We start from the raw sequence: 18,066 nt of genomic DNA, 5'->3' as shown, positions 1-18,066 counted from the left end.
TCCACTCAATCGGATCTCATGAACGTTCTGGCCTCACTGCTGGCTCTGGGGCTGCTGATCGTGATCCATGAAGCCGGGCACTTCCTGGCTGCTCGACTGCAGGGCATCCGTGTGAATGGCTTCTCGGTGGGATTCGGACCTGCATTGCTCAAAACCGAGCGCGATGGTGTCACCTACGCGCTGCGCCTGTTACCCCTCGGCGGTTTCGTCTCCTTCCCGGACGATGACGAGGCCAGCGAGATTCCGGATGACGACCCAGATCTGCTACGCAACCGTCCGATTCCTCAGCGGTTGCTCGTCATCAGTGCTGGAGTGCTGGCCAACCTGCTGCTGGCCTGGTTGGTGCTCGTCAGCCACACGGCCGTGACCGGGGTGCCTGGAGAACCAGCCCCTGGGGTGATGGTGATGAGCGTGCAGGGCGGCGAAGCAGCCGCCACATCGGGGTTGAGGGCGGGCGACCGCATCCTCAGCATCGATAATGTTCTTCTTGGAAGCGGCGAGCCGGCGGTCAAAGCAGCCGTGGACCCGATCCGTCAACACCCCGGGCAATCCCTGAGCCTGCGCATTGAACGCAACGGGGAGCAACTCCCCCTGACGCTCACCCCCTCAGATCAACAGGGCACCGGTCGCATCGGCGCTCAGTTGCAAGAGGTTCTCACCGGCGAAAGCCGACCCGTGGGATCGCCCTGGGAAGCAATCACGGTGTCCAGCCATCAGTTCAGCGGACTGGTCACTCGCACAGCGGCCGGATATGCCGGACTGTTCACCAATTTCGGTGCCACAGCGCAGCAGGTGTCGGGCCCGGTCAAAATCGTGGAGATGGGCGCTCAACTCTCCAGTCAGGGAGGCTCCGGCTTGGCCCTGTTCGTGGCCTTGATTTCCATCAACTTGGCCGTGCTCAATGCCCTGCCCCTGCCCCTGCTCGATGGAGGCCAGGCGGTGTTGTTACTCCTGGAGGGCCTACGCGGTCGACCGCTGCCCGAGCGCTTCCAACTGGCGGTGATGCAATCGAGCCTGCTGTTCGTGCTCGGCCTCAGTGTTCTGCTAATCGTGCGCGACACCAGCCAGCTGCCAGTGGTGCGTCAGTTACTGGGACAGTGAGACGGTATCGTTATTGATCGAACCGCTCCTTTTCAACCGCTGCATGGCCAAGAAGTCGATGATTGCCCGCGATGCGAAGCGGAAAAAAATTGTGGAGCGCTTCGCTGCCAAGCGGTCAGCCCTGATGGCCGCCTTCGATGCAGCGAAGGATCCAATGGAGCGTCTTGAAATTCATCGCAAGATTCAGGCCCTTCCCCGCAACAGTGCACCCACTCGCATGCGCAATCGCTGCTGGGCTACCGGCAAACCCCGCGGTGTGTATCGGGATTTCGGCCTCTGCCGCAACCAGCTGCGCGAACGTGCCCATAAAGGCGAACTGCCCGGCGTGGTCAAGTCCAGCTGGTGATCCGCTGAGGTCAAAACGCTTTCAAGCGAAAAAAGGAGGTGAGCAATCACCTCCTTTTTTGATGCAATCGTCGTCAGCAAACTGAGTGGATTCCGAGGGATTGGCGGTTGAATCCGGTGAAGTGCCAGAATCAGACTTGACAGAAAGACATAAACAACAGTGCAAGGTCAGACACAGTCGATCTCCTTTGACGGTCGGGAGATTCGACTGACCACAGGGCGGTATGCCCCCCAGGCCGGTGGTTCCGTGATGATTGAGTGCGGTGACACGTCCGTGCTCGTGACCGCCACCCGTTCAGCAGGACGCGAGGGCATTGATTTCCTGCCCCTCATTTGCGATTACGAGGAGCGTCTGTATGCCGCAGGTCGCATCCCTGGCAGTTTCATGCGCCGGGAAGGACGTCCGCCAGAACGGGCCACGCTGATCAGCCGCCTGATCGACCGCCCGATGCGGCCGCTGTTCCCCAGCTGGCTCAGGGATGACCTGCAGATCGTGGCCACCTGCATGTCTTTGGATGAGCGGGTCCCCGCTGATGTGCTGTCGGTGACTGGTGCTTCCCTGGCCACGCTGCTTGCAGGCATTCCCTTCCACGGCCCTATGGCGGCGGTGCGAGTCGGTCTCCTCGGAGACGACTTCGTGTTAAACCCCAGCTACCGAGAAATCGAACGCGGTGATCTGGACCTGGTGGTAGCCGGAACACCGGAAGGTGTGGTGATGGTGGAGGCAGGCGCCAACCAGCTACCCGAGCAGGACGTGATCGAAGCGATTGACTTCGGTTACGAGGCTGTCTGCGAGCTGATCAAGGCCCAGGAGACCATCCTCAAAGACGCGGGCATCAAGCAGGTGAAACCTGAGGCTCCCAGCGAAGACACCACCCTGCCGGTTTACCTCGAGAAGGCGTGCAGCAAGGCGATTGGTGAGGTGCTGAGCCAGTTCGACCAAAGCAAGGCCGAACGGGACGAAAAACTGGACGCGATCCGTAGCAAGACCGCAGAGAGCATTGACGGGCTGAAGGACAACGACCCAGTGCGTCAGCTGGTGTCTGCCAACGGCAAGGCCCTGCCCACCAGCTTCAAGGCTCTGACCAAGAAGTTGATGCGCCAGCAAATTGTTAAGGACGGCAAGCGCGTTGATGGACGCGCCCTGGATCAGGTTCGTCCAATCAGCGCTCTGGCTGGCGTGCTGCCCAAGCGCGTTCATGGCTCGGGCCTGTTCCAACGTGGACTCACCCAGGTGTTGTCCACCGCCACCCTCGGCACTCCCAGTGATGCCCAGGAGATGGATGATCTCAACCCAAACACCGAGAAGACCTACCTCCACCACTACAACTTCCCGCCCTACTCCGTCGGCGAGACCAAACCAATGCGCTCTCCGGGACGGCGCGAGATCGGTCATGGAGCCCTGGCCGAGCGGGCGATTCTTCCCGTGCTTCCAGCCAAAGACACCTTCCCGTACGTGGTGCGTGTGGTGAGCGAAGTGCTCAGCTCCAACGGCTCCACCTCCATGGGTTCGGTCTGCGGGAGCACCCTCGCGCTGATGGACGCTGGTGTTCCGCTCAAGGCACCGGTGAGCGGCGCCGCCATGGGCCTGATCAAGGAAGGCAAGGAGGTACGCATCCTCACCGACATCCAGGGAATCGAAGATTTCCTCGGCGATATGGACTTCAAGGTGGCCGGCACCGACAAGGGGATCACCGCCCTGCAGATGGACATGAAGATCACCGGTTTGGCCATCAACACAGTGGCTGAAGCCATCAATCAGGCGCGTCCTGCCCGTCTTCACATCCTTGAAAAGATGATGGAGGCCATCGACACCCCGCGTGAAGGCATGTCACCCCATGCTCCACGTCTGTTGAGCTTCCGCATCGATCCGGAACTGATCGGCACAGTGATCGGTCCTGGCGGACGCACCATCAAGGGCATCACCGAGCGCACCAACACCAAGATCGACATCGAGGACAGTGGCATCGTCACCATTGCTTCGCACGACGGTGCGGCCGCCGACGAGGCCCAGAAGATCATCGAAGGACTGACGCGCAAGGTGAATGAAGGCGAAGTGTTCAGCGGTTCGATCACCCGCATCATTCCGATCGGGGCCTTCGTGGAAATTCTTCCTGGCAAGGAGGGCATGATCCACATCTCCCAGCTCTCCGAGGCGCGGGTGGAGAAAGTGGAAGATGTGGTGAAAGTGGGCGATGAGGTCACCGTGCGCGTGCGTGAGATCGACAACCGCGGCCGTATCAACCTCACTCTCCGCGGAGTGCCCCAGAGCGGTGAGGATGCAGCTCCCGAACCTGCTCCGACCCCCGTCGCGCCCCTCTCCTGAGGGGCTCAGGTTCAGACCTGAAAACCAGGATCGATCCTTTCCATGGCCCGTGTCGCTTTCTCTTCAAGAGCGGCATGGGCTTTTCCATGACTAGCGATCAGACACCCGGCCTGACGCACATCGCCAGTGTTGTACGTCAAAGGCTGACCATCGGCATGGGTGAAGGCACCACCTGCAGCCAGCAGCACCGCTTCCGGCGCGGCCATGTCCCAGTCCTTGGGAGCACTTTTGCCGGAGAGTGAAACATAGAGATCGGTCTCGCCGCGCAGAATCGTGGCGATTTTGTAGCCGACGCTGCCCACCGCTTTAGAACCGCCAAGGGCGAGGGTGTCAATCAACGTCACCAGACGGTCGTCACGATGGCTACGGCTGGCCACCAGGATCAGCTCCGAAACCGTGGTTCTGTCGCTGAAGCGAACCGGCGACCGCTCGCCCTGGCGGTCTTCACACCAGGCCCCCTCGCCGACAAGGCCGATCCAGAGTTCGTCGGCTTCCGGCAGCAGCACCACCCCCAGCACGGGACGCCGCCCGTGCACCAGAGCCAGATGAACGGCGTATTCGCCGGTGCCCTGGAGAAAATCCTTGGTGCCATCGAGGGGATCAAGGATCCAGAGCCATTCCGCAGGCAGCGTTTGGCCTTCCGTGAGCTGCTCCTTGGCCGTTTCTTCGCTGAGTAGCGTCCAATCCACCTCCGGGAACGCCTGCTTAAGGCCATCCAGCAACCACTGGTTCACAGCTAGATCAGCCGCAGACACCGGGCCATCTCCACCGTCATCAACGCGCAAAACCTTGGGAAAGCCGTGCGGTGGCTGCTCACCGCGGGCATAGGCCCGCAAGATATCTGCAGCTCCCCAACAGAGTGGACGCAAAGCCGCGAGCAAAGCGTCCTGGCTGACACCGGCAGGCAAAGTCAGAGCAGTCGGCATCATGGGTAGGTCTGGGCGGAGCCATTGTGAAGCAGCGCGCCGAACCGGAGAACGGTGTTCTTTATATGGTCGGCACACCGATCGGTCATCTCGGTGACCTTTCGCCAAGGGCGCGTGCATTGCTGGCGGCGGTAAACACGGTGGCCTGTGAAGACACACGTCACAGCGGCCAGCTGCTCGTCTCTCTGGGATCGACAGCCAGACGCTGCAGCTTTCATCAGCACAACACCCACGCCCGCATCCCCCAGTTGCTGGATGAGCTCAGCCAGGGCCGCAGCGTGGCGGTGATCAGTGATGCTGGGCTACCAGGGATTAGCGACCCAGGCGAAGAGCTGGTGGCTGCAGCCAGAGCAGCAGGCCATGCCGTGATCTGTATCCCAGGGCCCTGCGCCGCCACCACCGCCCTGGTTAGCAGCGGACTCCCCAGCGGTCGTTTCTGCTTCGAAGGATTTCTGCCCGCTAAGGGGAGGGATCGCAGACAACGCCTGGAAACCCTTGCCAAGGAACCCCGCACGACTGTGCTGTACGAGGCACCCCACCGACTTCTGAAATTGCTGGAGGAATTACAGGAGCACTGTGGTGCGGCACGCCCTCTGCAGGTAACCCGTGAACTAACCAAACGCCACGAAGAGCAGGTTGGACCGACGATCGGGCACGCTTTGGCTCATTTCACCCATCAGGCACCCCAAGGAGAATTCACTTTGGTGCTGGGTGGCGCCGAAGTGCAGGCTCCAGACCCTCTGGATGACGAGGCATGCCTGCAGCAACTCCAGGAACTGATTGCCGATGGCATGAAAGCCAGTGATGCAGCTCGGGATCTGGCTCAACGCAGTGGCCGATCCAAGCGGGAGTTATATGCACTGCTGCACACCGCAGAGAACCAGGCAGACTGAGCCCACCCTTTGAACCACGCGGCATGCTGCTGCGCCTGCGACTGCTGTTGATCACGCTGGGATCAGGCGCAGCCCTGCTGGTGGTGCTCTGTCTAGGAGCCCAGAACCTGAGTGATCGCTATCGCCTGCGACTTGGCATTGGAGAAACGGCTCCATTGCCCGCTGGTTTTGTCGTTGGCGTGAGTGCGGTGCTTGGGGTTGTTAGCGGTGGCAGCCTTACAGCCCTCCTGATGCCCAACTCTCAGCAGTAGGTCAATCAGGCGTCGAGGGAATACAACGCTCCTTCCATCACCAGCCGCGTGATGCCGCGAGCCACAAGGTGACGCGTGGTGCGCTCAAACACCTGCGTGTCAGGCACTTTGATCACGCGCTGGCTGCGACCACACTGACGCTTTGCCGTTCTGGGGCTGGCATACAGATATAAGGCTTGTCGCGACAGTTCAGAAGGATCAGCAACGCCGAGCTCAGGAAATTCACTCAGCGGTCGTGGGTCCAGCTCCACGGTTTTATCCACCAGCATGTAAACACTTTCAGGCAACACGCCAGCGGCAAAGGGCAGACAGCTCATTTGCTCGCGGCTGACCTGGGGCAGGTCAACAGCGAGAACGGCCACCTCGTGAAACACATCATCAGGGTCAGGAGCAAGGTCGTCGTCTTCACTGATGTCCTCTGGCTCATCCGCTCCGAAGTCATCAGCATCGTCGAGAGCCAGAGTGGACGGGCTGTCGTCTTCAGCCTGCTCGTCTTCTTGGGCTGATTGTTCCTCTGGATCCGACGGGTCTGACGGCATAGCTTCGGACTTCGGAGCCTCCGGTGCTGAGCTGAGGTCAGCACCGGCCTTGGCTTGTGGTGCAAAAGAAGCACCGCGGGAACGCAAAGCTTTGAGTGCGCTGTACTCGTCAGGCGACAACAGCGTTCGCACCGTACGACTGACCGTGTTGGTGCTGCATCCGAAGGCGTCTGCCAGTACGGCACTGGTTTCCCCGGCGCGATACCGCTCCAGCAGCTCTTGCTTCTGACTGTCTGTAAGCCGGCTGGGTGCCATCGCGAAAGTTGCACAGCATTCAACCTTAGGTGCCGCCGCCGGGATCGACTGCAACAATGAGCCCTCTGCTCCCTTAGCTCAGCTGGATAGAGCAACTGCCTTCTAAGCAGTCGGTCGATGGTTCGAATCCATCAGGGGGCGTCTAAAAATCTTTCAGGCAAAGCCAAGCGGATGGTCGGCGACAAAAGCCACATGGCGGAGGCCACCGCTGACATGGCGATCGCCATCAGCAAAAGCCTGACGCCCTGGAAGGTCGGCAGCAGCGATGCTGTGAAGGTCTGGTGAGCACCGTGGTGATCGCTCCCTTACTGCCCTTGCGATGGGCTAACCGGATCGAACCGGGTGACTGAACTGTTGCCGCATCAGGGCTACAACGGAGTCACGCTGCAGATCCGCTGATGGCAACGCTGGACGAGTTCAAGGCAATGCGTGATGCGGTGCCCGCTGCGGTGCAAGGGGAGCTGTTCAAGCTGATGACTTCAGACCCTGATGCCTCGATCCAGCGCATTGTGGAGATCGCTGCTGAGAAAGGGATGACGGTCACCTCAGAAGAGGTGCGTGGCTTCCTCAGGCAGATGGATGACGATGACGAGTTTGATGACATCGAGCTGGATGCTGTCGCTCTTGCTGCCATTGCAGGGGGTAATAGTGGCGCGGGAGGAGAGTGCTGAGAAACAAGCAAGCGCATGACGAGCCCTGGGGGCGTCGCCCTGGCATGCGACCCATGCGCAAGTGGCTGTTTGGTGGCTTATCGATGACCGTTTGAGTCGTTGAAGCCGATCGTGACTATCAAAAAGCTGTAGCTCCACGCCCTCCCATGTCAGAAGAGCAACTCAAAGCGTTCCTGGAAAAGGTCCAAGGCGACACCAGCCTTCAGGACAAGCTCAAAGCAGCAGCCTCCCCAGAAGCTGCGATTGAAATCGCCAAAGAAGCTGGATTTTCAATTACCGCAGAAGATATTCAATCCGTGCAATCGCAATCGGGAGATGTATCAGACGAGGAGCTGGAAGGTGCAGCTGGTGGAACAGGTAAAAAATATTCGCGAAACTGTCCAGAATCGAAATACTGTTAGTGTGTTTTGTTTTGTCAAACGCTTTGCATTGTTGACCGATGGATAGAAACAGCCTACGCCTTCAAAGCTCCTGCAGCACCAGGGGCTCTTTATTACTTCAACAGTCTGACTGACCCCATCAATCAGCCTTCAATACCTGGCATAGATAAGGGCAGTTGAGTCAAAGTAGATAAAACGCATTCGCTAAAATTAGGGTGTCAATTAGGGACATTGCAGCCCGTAAATCATGACACCTAAACAGATTCAATGATTGAATCGCGCTTGCAAGATGGCAGGCGTTGATTCAAGCAAGATCAGTCCATCAAATCCGTTTGAGAAGTCAGGGATGACAGCGGGTTTGTTACAAGCAGCGATTGCAGAGCTTGATCCCGCACAGGCGGCACGGTGGCGTGTTGCTGCAGGTGGTGGGTTGAGTGTTGCGACGATGGCTGAATTGCAATCTGGGCAGGAGTTGAGCGCTGCAGCGCAACGTGATCTGTTCGAACATGATGCCAAGTACGTTGAAGAGATTCAGCAGCAGCATGTTGATCAGGAAGCTGCACAGCTGAAGGCATTCGAAGAGCAAGCAGCGCAGATGCGGTTTAACCGTGAATTGCGTAGTGCCGGTGGCAATGAGCATCAGGCAAAGCGAGCAATTGCGGCACAGGATGCAAAGGCACAGCAACTGTCTGAACAACGCGCAGTGTGGGCACAAGGAGGTCGGGTCTGATGGCAGAACTGACAAAGAGTGAACAGGTCGCTTACGACATCAGTGCTGAGCGAACAAAGAAACAAGCAGCGCGAAATCGTGGTGCAGCAGAAGCATTGAATGCAGCACCTCCTGGTGCAGTGGAGCGGGCTCGGGCTCGTGCGTTAGGGCAAGTGAAAACACCTGTTGCCCCGCGGGCGTCATCACCAGCCAAGCCAACGTTGAGCGGTCGAACGATCAAGCATTCGAGCGGGATGGAGGTGCCAGAAGAGATTTATGACTGGCCAGCAGAACGGCAGCGAAAGTTTCTGGAGCTGAAAGCAGCAGATCTGAAGAAGGACAGCGATGACAACGCTGCAATGGGGATGATCAATCAGCTGTTGGATCTACGTGATGCCGATCGGCGTGAGATTGCAGCGCTGCGCACTCAGATGTCGACGGCATTGACGGTGGTGGAGGGTCTCCAGCGGCGGTTGGAACAGATCGACACCGTGGTGACGATCGAGAAATCCAATGAGCTGTCAGAGCAACTGGCGAGCGTCAGTGATGCTGTGATCCATGCCACTGCGGTGGAAGCCAGCCTGCGCAATCAGACGTCCCGCAGCCAAGCGGAGATGGATAACCAAGCGGCGGCAGCAGCCCGGCGGGAATGGGGCATCAGCGAATGACGTCGCTGGCGTGCCACACCGGCAGACCCACCCGGGAGGAATCCGGTGAGATCCCACCCAAGGTGCGGGCAACCCTAACCCTCAGGGCCGCCGGCCACAGCTGGAAACAGTGCTCCGACATGACCGGGGCCAGCTACCGGAACCTCCTGAAATGGAAGGATCTACCGATAGCTGAAGCCTACGTCGAGGAGAAGGTGAGGGAGGCCCTAGCGGGCACCTACAACAGGCTCATCAGTGCAGGCCCAGCTGTTGCCGATCGGCTGCTGTCGATTGCGTTGGATCCGGCGACGAAGTCCTATGCCGCGGTGTCTGCCTGCGAGGCAGTGATCCGCAGCATCGAGCGAGGGGTGCTGGACCGCGAGATGCGGGAACACATCGCCGAGCTGCGCGAGCAGATGGCCCAGCTGGAGCAAGGACGACCGATCGATGTTTGAGCCTCGACTGCTGACCGAGGAGGAAGGAAGCGCAATGGCGTGCCTCCTGCGGTTGGCACACGTCGAAGAATCAGCCCTTAGTCAGCGATGTGCCATCGCAAAGAAATCCAAACCGCAACTTCCTGACGGGTTCACTCCAACCGGGTACGTTGTCAACATGCGGGCAAGTCTGCCTGCCTGAAGCCAGTCATCAAAAGCAATTACTGGGATTTTCCCCGTTGCTTTAATTCGGGCCAGTTAGCAGATTTCTCCCCTTCAAATTCAATAACAAAGCATGGATCAAGTTGACATCACTATCGTTGGTGCCGGTCTCTCTGGCTTGATTGCAGCAAGGGAAGCCAAGAAAAAGGGCTACAGCGTCAAAGTGCTTGAGGCCCGGTCCCGCGTGGGCGGCCGGATGTTTAATCAAATCACCCCCAGCGGCGGAATTATTGATCTCGGGGGACAGTGGGGTGGACATACTCATCACCGTTTAGAACAATTGACTGATGAGCTAGGACTACAACGACATCCAAGTTTTTACGACGGCAAGGGTGTTTTTATTTGGGATGGTGAAAAGTCTATAGCTGATATCAGCATTATGCCAGGAGAAGTTGAATCAATTGGCTTTTTTATTGCAAGAGGTTTGAACATCAATTTAGAAGAGAAAACCTCTGCAATTAATTTGTGGAATAAACTATTAGCCATCAGTAAGACGATTAATCCAAGTCAGCCTTGGCTAGCCGCTGATGCAGAAATTTTAGATAAAACAACTGTTTCGCATTGGCTCGAGCAAAACAACGCGTCTCGCCTTGCTCAATGGCTCTTTGCCTACAACTGCACCGGCGGAACTGGTACAGGAGGGTATGAACCCTGTGAATCCTCTATTTTGCATCTTGCTTTAGGCCAGAACGTTGCGCCTCAAAGTGGTGGTGGAGAGGAATGGCTCATCACGAAGGGTGCGGGAGAGGTTGCAAAACTACTTGGCGAAGAAATGAGAGAGGATATAGAACTTTCTGCTCCAGTTCAAGAAATTACTCAAACAGGTGATGGTCTTGAAGTTTTTTATGGATATGGTGCAAATAAATCAATTTCATCTAATGCAGCTATCGTTGCAATTCCACCAGTATTACGTCAAAAAATAACCTTCAACCCTGGACTTGAAAGCGAGTACAGGCAATTTATCCAACGTTCGCCAATGGGAACAAAATTTAAAGTTTTAGCGGTTTACAAAGAAGCTTTCTGGAGAGAACAGGGGTTCTGTGGGGCAGGCCAAGGAAACTTAAAATTGCTTGAACAGACTGCCGATAGCGGTCCCCCAGAAACAAGTCCGGGAATATTGGCTTCATTTGTTTCTGGACATCGAGCATCTCAGCTGAATCGTCTCCCAGATTTAGAACAACGGCGATTGATCCTTGAAGATCTTGTTCGATACTGGGGGCCAAAGGCTGCCGAACCGCTCGATCTTGTTGTTCAGCGCTGGATCGATGAACAGTGGACCACCGGTGGCTACACCGCTTTCCGCACGCCGGGAGCATGGACTGGATTCGGCACAACCTGGCAGCAGCCTCACGGCAGAATTTTCTGGGCTGGCACGGAAGAATCCACCCGCTGGCCTGGTTATTTCGAAGGGGCCATTGAAGCGGGTATCCAGGCAGTAGACCGCGCTGCAGCCGCTTTGGATGGAGGAGGAAACTGAGATCCTCTCGACGAATCAAGCGGCAGGCGCATCTTGACCCTGCTGGCGTGAGGGATCTGTCTGCAGCTGGGAGTCGAGGACCACTAGGCCTCCTCCCGCACAAAGGGGGGATCGAGTTCCATTAGGCCTCTCCCAACACCATTAAGTGTTCGATTTTCGAGGTGCTGCGGAGCTACATGGTGAGCTTCGCCATGGCGGCTCTCAACGTGTTCCCTTTCAGCTCACGGTGGCAGATCTGCTCATGCTCTTTGAGGGTGTGACCCATCGATTGGGCGCACAGGGATTGGTTGATGTTCGCCTCGATGGAGCGCATGGCCCAGCGGTGGCGAAGGTTGTAGAGGTCGAAGCCCGGCGTGAGTTCTTCAGAAATGGCCTTGAAGACTGACCTGCACCTCTACTGCCGCCATGCTGCGACCCAGTTTTCGCTCCGCTTAGCGTCCCAGCTTTGAGGCGTTAGCCAGCGGACACCACCTGGGATATCGACGTTATGTAGGTACCAGCGTTCAATCCACTCCCCTGGGTACGCAAAACAGGTGCGCTCTTCCGGCAGGGACAGCTTGGTTTTGATCGTCAGGCAGCTGGCGGTGCCGTCATCGTTGAGTTGCAGGCTGGGTACTTCACCTGTCCTGCAGCCGAAGGTCGCCATTGCAGCGATACACCAGCCGTAACGCTCGCCTCTGACTGCATCGACAAGTTTGATGATCGCGTCATCGGTGGGTATGGCCCGAGGGCCAGGCTTGGGTTTCTTCTGCAGGTTTTTGAGCTTGATCGCGCCCGATCACCACCATGGTGACCATGGCTGTGAATCAGCCTGTTGCGCTGCACCTAAACCCATCCAGACCGTGGTGGATCCACCCGCTGAGGTCATCGTCACGCCTGGGGGCAGTGATGAGGACATGGGCGCCCGGTCAAATGCCGATGGGGGCATCGGCTTTCCTCTTCAGTCCACCGTCTGGGATGCATTTGCCGATCAGGCGGATTGCATGAATCCCACCAGTGAGTTCATCACTCAACTGGATGAGACACCACGGTTGCGCAGCGCCGCATCACTCCGATCACTGAGCCGTATACGCGAGGCATTGGAGGCAATGCCAGAGCAATCAGCACTGGATGAGCCGGTGTGCATTTCTCTCCAGGATGCGCTTGTGGTGATGTCTCAGCTGATGGCGAGGCTGCGCTGATGGCGACCAAGCGTCGTCGACGCCCTTTGCCACCAAAGGCCAGGGCACAGGCTGAAGCGGAGATCCTTGAACAGGGTCGCTGGAGTCAGTTGCGTGCCAACGATGCCCTCCACACACCGGCTGAGAATGCTGCGGCACGGCATCGTTGCCAGCAGTTGATTGAGGGTGGTCCTGCTGCGGTGGATCGGCTGGATGCAGAAGAAAGACCAACTGCCTTGGAGGCAGTCGGTCGATTGCAAAGTGGTCCCACCTTGTAAGTGGTCCCGCCCCCTAAAACGGGACCACTATTGGCATTCTGGGGGGATACCAAGGGCGCCCTCCACATCCAAGAGCGCAGTCATAGCTTCAAAAACCCAGTCCACGACTGTGAATTTTTCTGCCTTCTAAGCAGTCGGTCGATGGTTCGAATCCATCAGGGGGCGTCTAAAATCTTTCAGGCAAAGCCAAGCGGATGGTCGGCGACAAAAGCCACATGGCGGAGGCCACCGCTGACATGGCGATCGCCATCAGCAAAAGCCTGACGCCCTGGAAGGTCGGCAGCAGCGATGCTGTGAAGCTCTGGTGAGCACCGTGGTGATCGCTCCCTAACTGCCCTTGCAATGGGCCACCCGGATCGAACCGGGTGGCCCATCCCTTATCGTTTGATTCGTAAAGCCGATCGTGACTTCAAAAGGCCGTAGCTCCACTCCCTCCCATGTCTGAAGAGCAACTCAACGCCTTTCTAGAGAAGGTCAAAGCTGACACAAGCCTGCAAGAAAAGCTCAATGGAGCTGCAGATGCAGATGCTGTTGCGGAGATTGCGAAAAAAGCAGGCTTTTCGATTACTTCAAAAGATATTCGATCAATGCAATCAGCAAACGAATTGTCAGACGCAGAGCTGGAAGGTGCAGCTGGTGGATGCGCTCGCGGTACTCGCGATACTCACCTTGCCAGGGGTTGTGGGCCCCTCGACCAGTGTCAACGTACTGCGCTCGATGGTGGCACCACTACCCAGTGGTGGTGCAATTAGCGTGTTGCCGGGCCCGGAGGAGGCGACGAAATGGGTTCTAGTTCCCCACTTTTAAAAGCGCCTTCGCCTTCAAACACCCTGCATTGATAGTGGCTTTTTATCGCTTACAGGCACGGCTCCCGACCGTTGCTATGACCGAGCTGAAGCTTCAGTCCCTCCAATGTCAGAAGAGCAGCTCAATGCTTTTCTAGAAAAGGTCCAAGGCGACACCAGCCTGCAGGAAAAGCTCAATGCAGCAAACACACCTGAAGCTGCTATTGCAATCGCTAAAGAAGCTGGGTTTGCAATCACCGCAGAAGATATTCAATCAATGCAATCGACAACGGCAGAAGTGTCAGATGAGGAGCTAGAAGATGCAGGTGGCGGTAGGGGTGGAAAAAAAGGACGAGTAGTAACACAGTGGCGATGTAACTAGGAAGCTGAAAAGGTAATTTGCCTAGGCCCTCAAAGCCCCTACTTATGCAGGGGCTTTTTATTACTTCAATAGTCTGGCTAACCCCATCAATCAGCAGTCAATACCTGGCACCATCGCCCGCATTTAGGAGGCTTTTTTATTGCCTGCGTACCAGTTATTGCAGAAGCGTAGGCGCTTGTGAAAGCAAAACCCGACTCGTGCACAACGTGTACACCGTCGGCAGACTGCCTGAAATTCCGATGTGGCATGCAGCGCTCCATCAACTTGTCGCTTTCGCTTGGTGGTGCCGCTGCACTGGTCCTCTCCAGCGTCACTCTCTTGCCTGCTGCTGCTCAAGACGCAGACAGCGCTGAGGATCTCGGTGGTGTGATGAGCATCAGCCTTAAAGATGTGGTCAAACCCAACGTCGGCTTTCAAGGTGCTCTGCAAGGGGCTGGCACTCCCAACCAGGCCGGTATCGGCGGGTTCCTGCCACTCTCGGTTGGCGAGAACAGCGTCTGGTTCCTTGATGCCCTGGTCAACGTCAATTTCGCTGATCGCGATGGTGAGAGCAGCATCATCAACACCGATGTGGATGGTGGCTTCTCCACCTCCACACGCTTGGGGTACCGCTGGCTGAACGGTGATCGCTCTTGGATGTACGGGCTGAATGCTGGCTACGACACCCGCACCATCAAATCCGGGGATGCTGATACCAACATCCCGGTCTTTGATAAGCAAACGATCTTTTTCAACCAGGTCGCCGTTAACGCAGAAGCGGTCTCCAACAGCTGGACCTTCAATGGCTATGGACTGATCCCCTTTGGGGATATTGAGCAGAGACTCAACAGCGTTTATGACGCTGGTGCACTCAACACCTATGGACTGGATGTTGGTTATTTCATAACCCCACAACTTCATGCCTCCGCTGGTTACTACTACCAGCACCGTGATCAAGAAGACGTCGATGGTTCAGGCGTTCGCGGTCGCCTCGCTTATGAGATCAGCCAAGGATTAACAACTGGAATCAATATTTCCTACGACGAGGCTTTTGACACGCGCGTTTCCGCTGATATCAGCGTTCGTTTTGGCGGACCCAATACAACAGCAGCCAAGAAGAAAAAGTGGGAAAATCCAACAATTCACGCCCTAACTGCATCACCCAAAAACAGGGATGTCAGGGTGCACGACATGACTTATTGCCAGAGACGATTGGTATACACCACTACTTGTAGTAACTACTGGCTTGCCCCCTCGAACCACAAAAAAATTCTGGAACAAAACCAAACATAAAACCACCTATAAATGAGGTCAGGCATAAGACTAAACCACCCAAAATCCCTGCAATGACAGTGGCTTTTATTTCTTAAATCTCGCCAATAATCCCCCAAATCAGCTTTCGATACCTGGCACGAGTGAGGGCAGTTGAGTCAAAGTAGATAAAACGCATTCGCTAAAATTAGGGTGTCAATTAGGGACATTGCAGCCCGTAAATCATGACACCAAATCAGATTCAATGATTGAATCGTGCTTGCAAGATGGCAGGCGTTGATTCAAGCAAGATCAGTCCATCAAATCCGTTTGAGAAGTCAGGGATGACAGCGGGTTTGTTGCAGGCGGCGATTGCTGAGCTTGATCCAACCCACATCGCACAATGGTGTTAGATCAACTGGATCCCGAAGAAGGAGCACTTTTCTCTCAGGTGGTCAGTCTTTTTAAAAGTGGTGCAGTTTACAAAAATGGGATCACTAAAGGGACTTTTGAGGGATACCGGTGGCGCCCTCCACATCCAAGAGCCCAGTCATCATGAAATATCCAATCCACAACTAAAAATTTTTTGCCTTCTAAGCAGTCGGTCGGTGGTTCAAACCATCTGGGGGCGTCAGTCAAAAACCAAGCCCAGCACGAGAATCTCGGGTTTCAGGGTAATTTTTCATGTCACAAGAGTGGTCACAGGCGATGGGTTCACTTGGTCTCCGCTTGTGCTGCAGCGGAAAGAGCGTATTTCGAATTCAGAGCAACCCGATGATTCTGAAGATGCAGGGCGTGCAATTGATCGCCGAGGCATGCCGGCAGCGGGTGCATTGACGACAAAGAAGGGAGGTCAGCATGAACATCCACGAGTGTGGTGGTCGACTGACACCTTGAAGCAGTTGAATCGTCTTAATTCGGTTAGAAGTGGCGAAGAACAACAGGACACGCATCAATCGTTACTACGAGCAATGAAAGAACTATATGAAGGCCATTTTTTTCAAGGGTTTCATCGATCAAAAAGCACACATCTTTCCATTACAAATAACAAGCCATGTTGGTGAGTCGAGCCAAAGTCCAAAGAGACTGCGCAATCAGTCACTCAATTTTCGACCTCTCCACCTTGGTTGAGACGTAATAGGTGGCAGAACAGGATTCGCAAGAAACCGGAGGCAAGCAATCTTGGATGGATCACCATACGTTGCTTCAATCGCTTCCTTTGCCAGTTGTTCAAGCTGAGCATTCCTGGCAATTTGTTGTCGGCCTGATACACGCGTCATTGAAAGTAATTCTGTTTTCTGGACGCTAAAAACCGAGAACAACTTCTGCCTGATTGCTTCACTCAAATACACCTGTAGATGTATTTAGGTAACCAAGGGTTCACTGGAATACAAAACGATCAACGAACTCGTCGAAGGTGAACAGGGTGATCAACAATTGCATCGAGCGTTAATCTTGCCGCCTTCGCCAACTGGCATAGGCATACTGCGTGAGCTGAAGTCAGCGACTGGTAGCGGCATCGACGTCACAAGCGCTCTGGGGCGAGCCACCAGAGCCACTGGCGCATCAGACGCACGCCAGGGCGACCACCCTCTGGGCTCGTCGTCCACTTGATTGTTTCTCAGCACTCACCGCGATGCGGCGTCCAAGAGTAACGGCAACGAATGGCCACAGCATCGATTGGCCCTCATCGACTTCATCCATTGGATTGAGAGAACCCGTCATCTCGTCCACTGTGAGCGTGATGCCCTGCTCTGCCGCATTGTGTGCCACCAATGTGTTGGCCGCAGCCGTCAACTTTCGATGGATCCTGTTCAACGCACTCGGACCTGCAGACCGTCCTCGATGCGGTTGAGTGATGCTTGCTCGGAGTGCGTGGCAAGCATGCCGATGATGGTGAAAGCAATGACAAGAGCGCAAGCCATGGGTTGAGAGGTGTGTGGTTTGGGGTCTCCCCCGTGTGACATCACCTTCTCGGGAATCCACATCACAGATGGCGACCAGCATCAATTCGACCTGTGATCTTGGTCATTGTTCAATCCGTGCACTCATTCGCGTCGAGATCAGATCGCTGGAGAGCCACCCCGCCGCATGGCTCGAGCGGCCGATGAGCGCCGATACCGGCGCGTCTTCAAGCAGTTGTTTGCAGGAAGGCTTGCCGCTGCATCGTGGCAAGCGCGGGCTAGCGCCTCTCCGACCGTCGATTTTGCCGAGGGAGAGAGACAGACCTCTCAGCCAGTCTCGTCTCAACACATGAAGGCAACGCCTTCAACCATCACTCTCCGCCCTGAGAGACCCAACGCAGCGTCATGACAAACAAGATTCAGTTTTGGATCAGGCATTAAGACTCATTTGATAATCGTTCTCACATCGCGTAGAAATGCACTTCGACGCTCGACGCATCGACAGGAGGCAGATGTTTAGCGGGTTCCCTCGCCCGCGCCTTCTGACCCGATCGGTTGATGATTCAGAAACCGGCTGTGTCACGAGCACGACGTACCTCCGCAGAACCAAACCAATCGGATTGACGCCATCTCCACGATTGCTGCCTCGGCAGAACAACACGTCGAACCAAGAATGGGTCAGGCAATTTTGCATCCTGCGATCGCTCGCGATCCATCAGTGACACGCAATCCCGCGACGATGGAGCTGCATGGGACGTGCAATCGCGATTGCAGGGCAAAGCAAGGTGCGCATAAGCCTATTGCAGACATCACTCAAGCAAACCCTCAATAATTGCATCGACTAATGATTGCCTCGCACGACGGGGATGCGAAAAAGCCAAGGCTTTGGTGTTAAGTGAACGATCGCACTCAAGCTGCAAACTGAAGCGATCAAAAGCTTTTTCACCAAAGATTTTCACAAATTGAGAGCCCTCTCTCCGGACGCTTGTTGCAAAGCCATTGGCGTTCAGGAACCTTAACGATGAACGCTCACATTGACGCAGTGTTTGCGATCCCAGAGAGAGCACAATAAGTTGTACCTCAGGAACACTTGCTGAAGCCATTGGGCTCGCCATGGCTGCACTGAATAATACAACTGCAGGGATAAGTCG

Annotated in this window: 23 protein-coding genes and 1 tRNA gene; 19 read left to right on the top strand and 5 right to left on the bottom strand. The window is 56.0% G+C overall.

The annotated features are described in order from the left end of the window. Nucleotides 1-18 precede the first annotated feature (18 nt). The 3 genes from rseP (at nucleotide 19) to SynA1560_RS04395 (ending at nucleotide 3,772) form a co-directional block, all read left to right on the top strand. Nucleotides 19-1,101, top strand: coding sequence for an RIP metalloprotease RseP (gene rseP, locus SynA1560_RS04405; RefSeq protein WP_186470437.1), 1,083 nt, complete (start codon nucleotides 19-21; stop codon nucleotides 1,099-1,101). A 43-nt stretch (nucleotides 1,102-1,144) separates the two neighbouring features. Next, nucleotides 1,145-1,447 (top strand): 30S ribosomal protein S14, encoded by a 303-nt coding sequence (gene rpsN, locus SynA1560_RS04400; protein ID WP_186470436.1) that lies wholly within the window; start codon nucleotides 1,145-1,147, stop codon nucleotides 1,445-1,447. Nucleotides 1,448-1,606: 159 nt separating this feature from the next. After that, complete coding sequence (locus tag SynA1560_RS04395) at nucleotides 1,607-3,772, top strand: polyribonucleotide nucleotidyltransferase (protein ID WP_186470435.1); 2,166 nt, start codon at nucleotides 1,607-1,609, stop codon at nucleotides 3,770-3,772. An 11-nt stretch (nucleotides 3,773-3,783) separates the two neighbouring features. On the opposite strand, the gene SynA1560_RS04390 is transcribed toward SynA1560_RS04395, so the two are convergent. Continuing rightward, the gene (locus SynA1560_RS04390) at nucleotides 3,784-4,701 is read right to left on the bottom strand and encodes a 3'(2'),5'-bisphosphate nucleotidase CysQ (RefSeq protein WP_186501260.1); all 918 of its coding nucleotides are present in this window, start codon (nucleotides 4,699-4,701) and stop codon (nucleotides 3,784-3,786) included. 23 nt (nucleotides 4,702-4,724) lie between these two features. Between SynA1560_RS04390 and rsmI the strand changes: the two genes are divergently transcribed. Both rsmI and SynA1560_RS04380 read left to right on the top strand, forming a co-directional pair. Further along, the gene (gene rsmI / locus SynA1560_RS04385; protein WP_255477061.1) at nucleotides 4,725-5,591 is read left to right on the top strand and encodes a 16S rRNA (cytidine(1402)-2'-O)-methyltransferase; all 867 of its coding nucleotides are present in this window, start codon (nucleotides 4,725-4,727) and stop codon (nucleotides 5,589-5,591) included. A gap of 23 nt (nucleotides 5,592-5,614) precedes the next feature. Beyond that, nucleotides 5,615-5,842: a hypothetical protein gene (locus SynA1560_RS04380; protein ID WP_186501259.1), complete on the top strand. Its 228-nt coding sequence runs from the start codon at nucleotides 5,615-5,617 to the stop codon at nucleotides 5,840-5,842. A 5-nt stretch (nucleotides 5,843-5,847) separates the two neighbouring features. Here the strand turns inward: SynA1560_RS04380 and SynA1560_RS04375 are convergent, their stop codons facing one another. After that, complete coding sequence (locus SynA1560_RS04375) at nucleotides 5,848-6,636, bottom strand: helix-turn-helix domain-containing protein (RefSeq protein ID WP_186501258.1); 789 nt, start codon at nucleotides 6,634-6,636, stop codon at nucleotides 5,848-5,850. A gap of 67 nt (nucleotides 6,637-6,703) precedes the next feature. On the opposite strand from SynA1560_RS04375, the gene SynA1560_RS04370 reads away from it, so the two are divergent. The 9 genes from SynA1560_RS04370 (at nucleotide 6,704) to SynA1560_RS04330 (ending at nucleotide 11,561) form a co-directional block, all read left to right on the top strand. Next, nucleotides 6,704-6,777 (top strand) — tRNA-Arg (locus tag SynA1560_RS04370). After that, the gene (locus SynA1560_RS04365) at nucleotides 6,754-6,921 is read left to right on the top strand and encodes a hypothetical protein (RefSeq protein ID WP_186501257.1); all 168 of its coding nucleotides are present in this window, start codon (nucleotides 6,754-6,756) and stop codon (nucleotides 6,919-6,921) included. The genes SynA1560_RS04370 and SynA1560_RS04365 overlap by 24 nt, the downstream gene beginning before the upstream one ends. A gap of 113 nt (nucleotides 6,922-7,034) precedes the next feature. Beyond that, nucleotides 7,035-7,307: a hypothetical protein gene (locus SynA1560_RS04360; RefSeq protein WP_186501256.1), complete on the top strand. Its 273-nt coding sequence runs from the start codon at nucleotides 7,035-7,037 to the stop codon at nucleotides 7,305-7,307. Between the two features lie 146 nt (nucleotides 7,308-7,453). Then, nucleotides 7,454-7,708 carry a Nif11-like leader peptide family natural product precursor gene (locus tag SynA1560_RS04355; protein ID WP_186501255.1) on the top strand — a complete coding sequence of 85 codons (255 nt, stop codon included), beginning with the start codon at nucleotides 7,454-7,456 and terminating at the stop codon, nucleotides 7,706-7,708. A gap of 268 nt (nucleotides 7,709-7,976) precedes the next feature. Continuing rightward, nucleotides 7,977-8,417, top strand: a complete 441-nt coding sequence (locus SynA1560_RS04350) for a hypothetical protein (protein ID WP_186501254.1) — start codon at nucleotides 7,977-7,979, stop codon at nucleotides 8,415-8,417. Further along, entirely contained in the window at nucleotides 8,417-9,064 is a 648-nt protein-coding gene (locus SynA1560_RS04345; RefSeq protein ID WP_186501253.1) for a hypothetical protein, read from the top strand. The genes SynA1560_RS04350 and SynA1560_RS04345 overlap by 1 nt, the downstream gene beginning before the upstream one ends. Continuing rightward, a complete protein-coding gene (locus SynA1560_RS04340; RefSeq protein ID WP_186501252.1) occupies nucleotides 9,061-9,498 on the top strand; it encodes a hypothetical protein in 438 nt (145 codons plus the stop codon). The genes SynA1560_RS04345 and SynA1560_RS04340 overlap by 4 nt, the downstream gene beginning before the upstream one ends. Nucleotides 9,499-9,772: 274 nt before the next feature. After that, nucleotides 9,773-11,176: an FAD-dependent oxidoreductase gene (locus SynA1560_RS04335; protein ID WP_186501251.1), complete on the top strand. Its 1,404-nt coding sequence runs from the start codon at nucleotides 9,773-9,775 to the stop codon at nucleotides 11,174-11,176. A gap of 145 nt (nucleotides 11,177-11,321) precedes the next feature. Further along, entirely contained in the window at nucleotides 11,322-11,561 is a 240-nt protein-coding gene (locus SynA1560_RS04330; RefSeq protein WP_186501250.1) for a hypothetical protein, read from the top strand. A 9-nt stretch (nucleotides 11,562-11,570) separates the two neighbouring features. On the opposite strand, the gene SynA1560_RS04325 is transcribed toward SynA1560_RS04330, so the two are convergent. Then, on the bottom strand, nucleotides 11,571-11,822 hold the full coding sequence (locus SynA1560_RS04325; RefSeq protein ID WP_186501249.1) for a hypothetical protein: 252 nt from the start codon (nucleotides 11,820-11,822) through the stop codon (nucleotides 11,571-11,573). Nucleotides 11,823-11,940: 118 nt separating this feature from the next. On the opposite strand from SynA1560_RS04325, the gene SynA1560_RS04320 reads away from it, so the two are divergent. From SynA1560_RS04320 to SynA1560_RS04300, 5 genes are all read left to right on the top strand, one after another. Next, on the top strand, nucleotides 11,941-12,357 hold the full coding sequence (locus tag SynA1560_RS04320; protein WP_186470419.1) for a hypothetical protein: 417 nt from the start codon (nucleotides 11,941-11,943) through the stop codon (nucleotides 12,355-12,357). Further along, a complete protein-coding gene (locus tag SynA1560_RS04315) occupies nucleotides 12,357-12,614 on the top strand; it encodes a hypothetical protein (RefSeq protein WP_186470418.1) in 258 nt (85 codons plus the stop codon). Before SynA1560_RS04320 ends, SynA1560_RS04315 begins: the two co-directional genes overlap by 1 nt. 437 nt (nucleotides 12,615-13,051) lie before the next feature. Then, complete coding sequence (locus tag SynA1560_RS04310) at nucleotides 13,052-13,366, top strand: Nif11-like leader peptide family natural product precursor (protein WP_186501248.1); 315 nt, start codon at nucleotides 13,052-13,054, stop codon at nucleotides 13,364-13,366. A 160-nt stretch (nucleotides 13,367-13,526) separates the two neighbouring features. Beyond that, nucleotides 13,527-13,781, top strand: coding sequence for a Nif11-like leader peptide family RiPP precursor (locus SynA1560_RS04305; protein ID WP_186501247.1), 255 nt, complete (start codon nucleotides 13,527-13,529; stop codon nucleotides 13,779-13,781). Between the two features lie 246 nt (nucleotides 13,782-14,027). After that, nucleotides 14,028-15,053 (top strand): inverse autotransporter beta domain-containing protein, encoded by a 1,026-nt coding sequence (locus SynA1560_RS04300; RefSeq protein WP_255477060.1) that lies wholly within the window; start codon nucleotides 14,028-14,030, stop codon nucleotides 15,051-15,053. 1,524 nt (nucleotides 15,054-16,577) lie between these two features. Here SynA1560_RS04300 and SynA1560_RS04295 read toward each other — a convergent pair. Both SynA1560_RS04295 and SynA1560_RS04290 read right to left on the bottom strand, forming a co-directional pair. Beyond that, nucleotides 16,578-16,808 carry a hypothetical protein gene (locus SynA1560_RS04295; RefSeq protein WP_186501246.1) on the bottom strand — a complete coding sequence of 77 codons (231 nt, stop codon included), beginning with the start codon at nucleotides 16,806-16,808 and terminating at the stop codon, nucleotides 16,578-16,580. A 916-nt stretch (nucleotides 16,809-17,724) separates the two neighbouring features. Beyond that, a complete protein-coding gene (locus SynA1560_RS04290) occupies nucleotides 17,725-18,030 on the bottom strand; it encodes a hypothetical protein (RefSeq protein WP_222930226.1) in 306 nt (101 codons plus the stop codon). Between the last annotated feature and the right edge of the window lie 36 nt (nucleotides 18,031-18,066).

This window comes from Synechococcus sp. A15-60, from assembly GCF_014280095.1.
GTDB lineage: Bacteria > Cyanobacteriota > Cyanobacteriia > PCC-6307 > Cyanobiaceae > Synechococcus_C.
The sequence above is the reverse complement of the archived record's forward strand: the minus strand, read 5'-3'. Positions and strand labels throughout refer to the sequence as shown.

Coding starts and splice junctions, on each gene's coding strand:
- rseP (WP_186470437.1), top strand. CDS start 19: ATGAACGTTCTGGCCTCACTGCTGGCTCTGGGGCTGCTGATCGTGATC.
- rpsN (WP_186470436.1), top strand. CDS start 1,145: ATGGCCAAGAAGTCGATGATTGCCCGCGATGCGAAGCGGAAAAAAATT.
- SynA1560_RS04390 (WP_186501260.1), bottom strand. CDS start 4,701: ATGATGCCGACTGCTCTGACTTTGCCTGCCGGTGTCAGCCAGGACGCT.
- SynA1560_RS04380 (WP_186501259.1), top strand. CDS start 5,615: ATGCTGCTGCGCCTGCGACTGCTGTTGATCACGCTGGGATCAGGCGCA.
- SynA1560_RS04375 (WP_186501258.1), bottom strand. CDS start 6,636: ATGGCACCCAGCCGGCTTACAGACAGTCAGAAGCAAGAGCTGCTGGAG.
- SynA1560_RS04365 (WP_186501257.1), top strand. CDS start 6,754: ATGGTTCGAATCCATCAGGGGGCGTCTAAAAATCTTTCAGGCAAAGCC.
- SynA1560_RS04360 (WP_186501256.1), top strand. CDS start 7,035: ATGGCAACGCTGGACGAGTTCAAGGCAATGCGTGATGCGGTGCCCGCT.
- SynA1560_RS04355 (WP_186501255.1), top strand. CDS start 7,454: ATGTCAGAAGAGCAACTCAAAGCGTTCCTGGAAAAGGTCCAAGGCGAC.
- SynA1560_RS04350 (WP_186501254.1), top strand. CDS start 7,977: ATGGCAGGCGTTGATTCAAGCAAGATCAGTCCATCAAATCCGTTTGAG.
- SynA1560_RS04345 (WP_186501253.1), top strand. CDS start 8,417: ATGGCAGAACTGACAAAGAGTGAACAGGTCGCTTACGACATCAGTGCT.
- SynA1560_RS04340 (WP_186501252.1), top strand. CDS start 9,061: ATGACGTCGCTGGCGTGCCACACCGGCAGACCCACCCGGGAGGAATCC.
- SynA1560_RS04335 (WP_186501251.1), top strand. CDS start 9,773: ATGGATCAAGTTGACATCACTATCGTTGGTGCCGGTCTCTCTGGCTTG.
- SynA1560_RS04325 (WP_186501249.1), bottom strand. CDS start 11,822: ATGGCGACCTTCGGCTGCAGGACAGGTGAAGTACCCAGCCTGCAACTC.
- SynA1560_RS04315 (WP_186470418.1), top strand. CDS start 12,357: ATGGCGACCAAGCGTCGTCGACGCCCTTTGCCACCAAAGGCCAGGGCA.
- SynA1560_RS04310 (WP_186501248.1), top strand. CDS start 13,052: ATGTCTGAAGAGCAACTCAACGCCTTTCTAGAGAAGGTCAAAGCTGAC.
- SynA1560_RS04305 (WP_186501247.1), top strand. CDS start 13,527: ATGTCAGAAGAGCAGCTCAATGCTTTTCTAGAAAAGGTCCAAGGCGAC.
- SynA1560_RS04300 (WP_255477060.1), top strand. CDS start 14,028: ATGCAGCGCTCCATCAACTTGTCGCTTTCGCTTGGTGGTGCCGCTGCA.
- SynA1560_RS04290 (WP_222930226.1), bottom strand. CDS start 18,030: ATGGCGAGCCCAATGGCTTCAGCAAGTGTTCCTGAGGTACAACTTATT.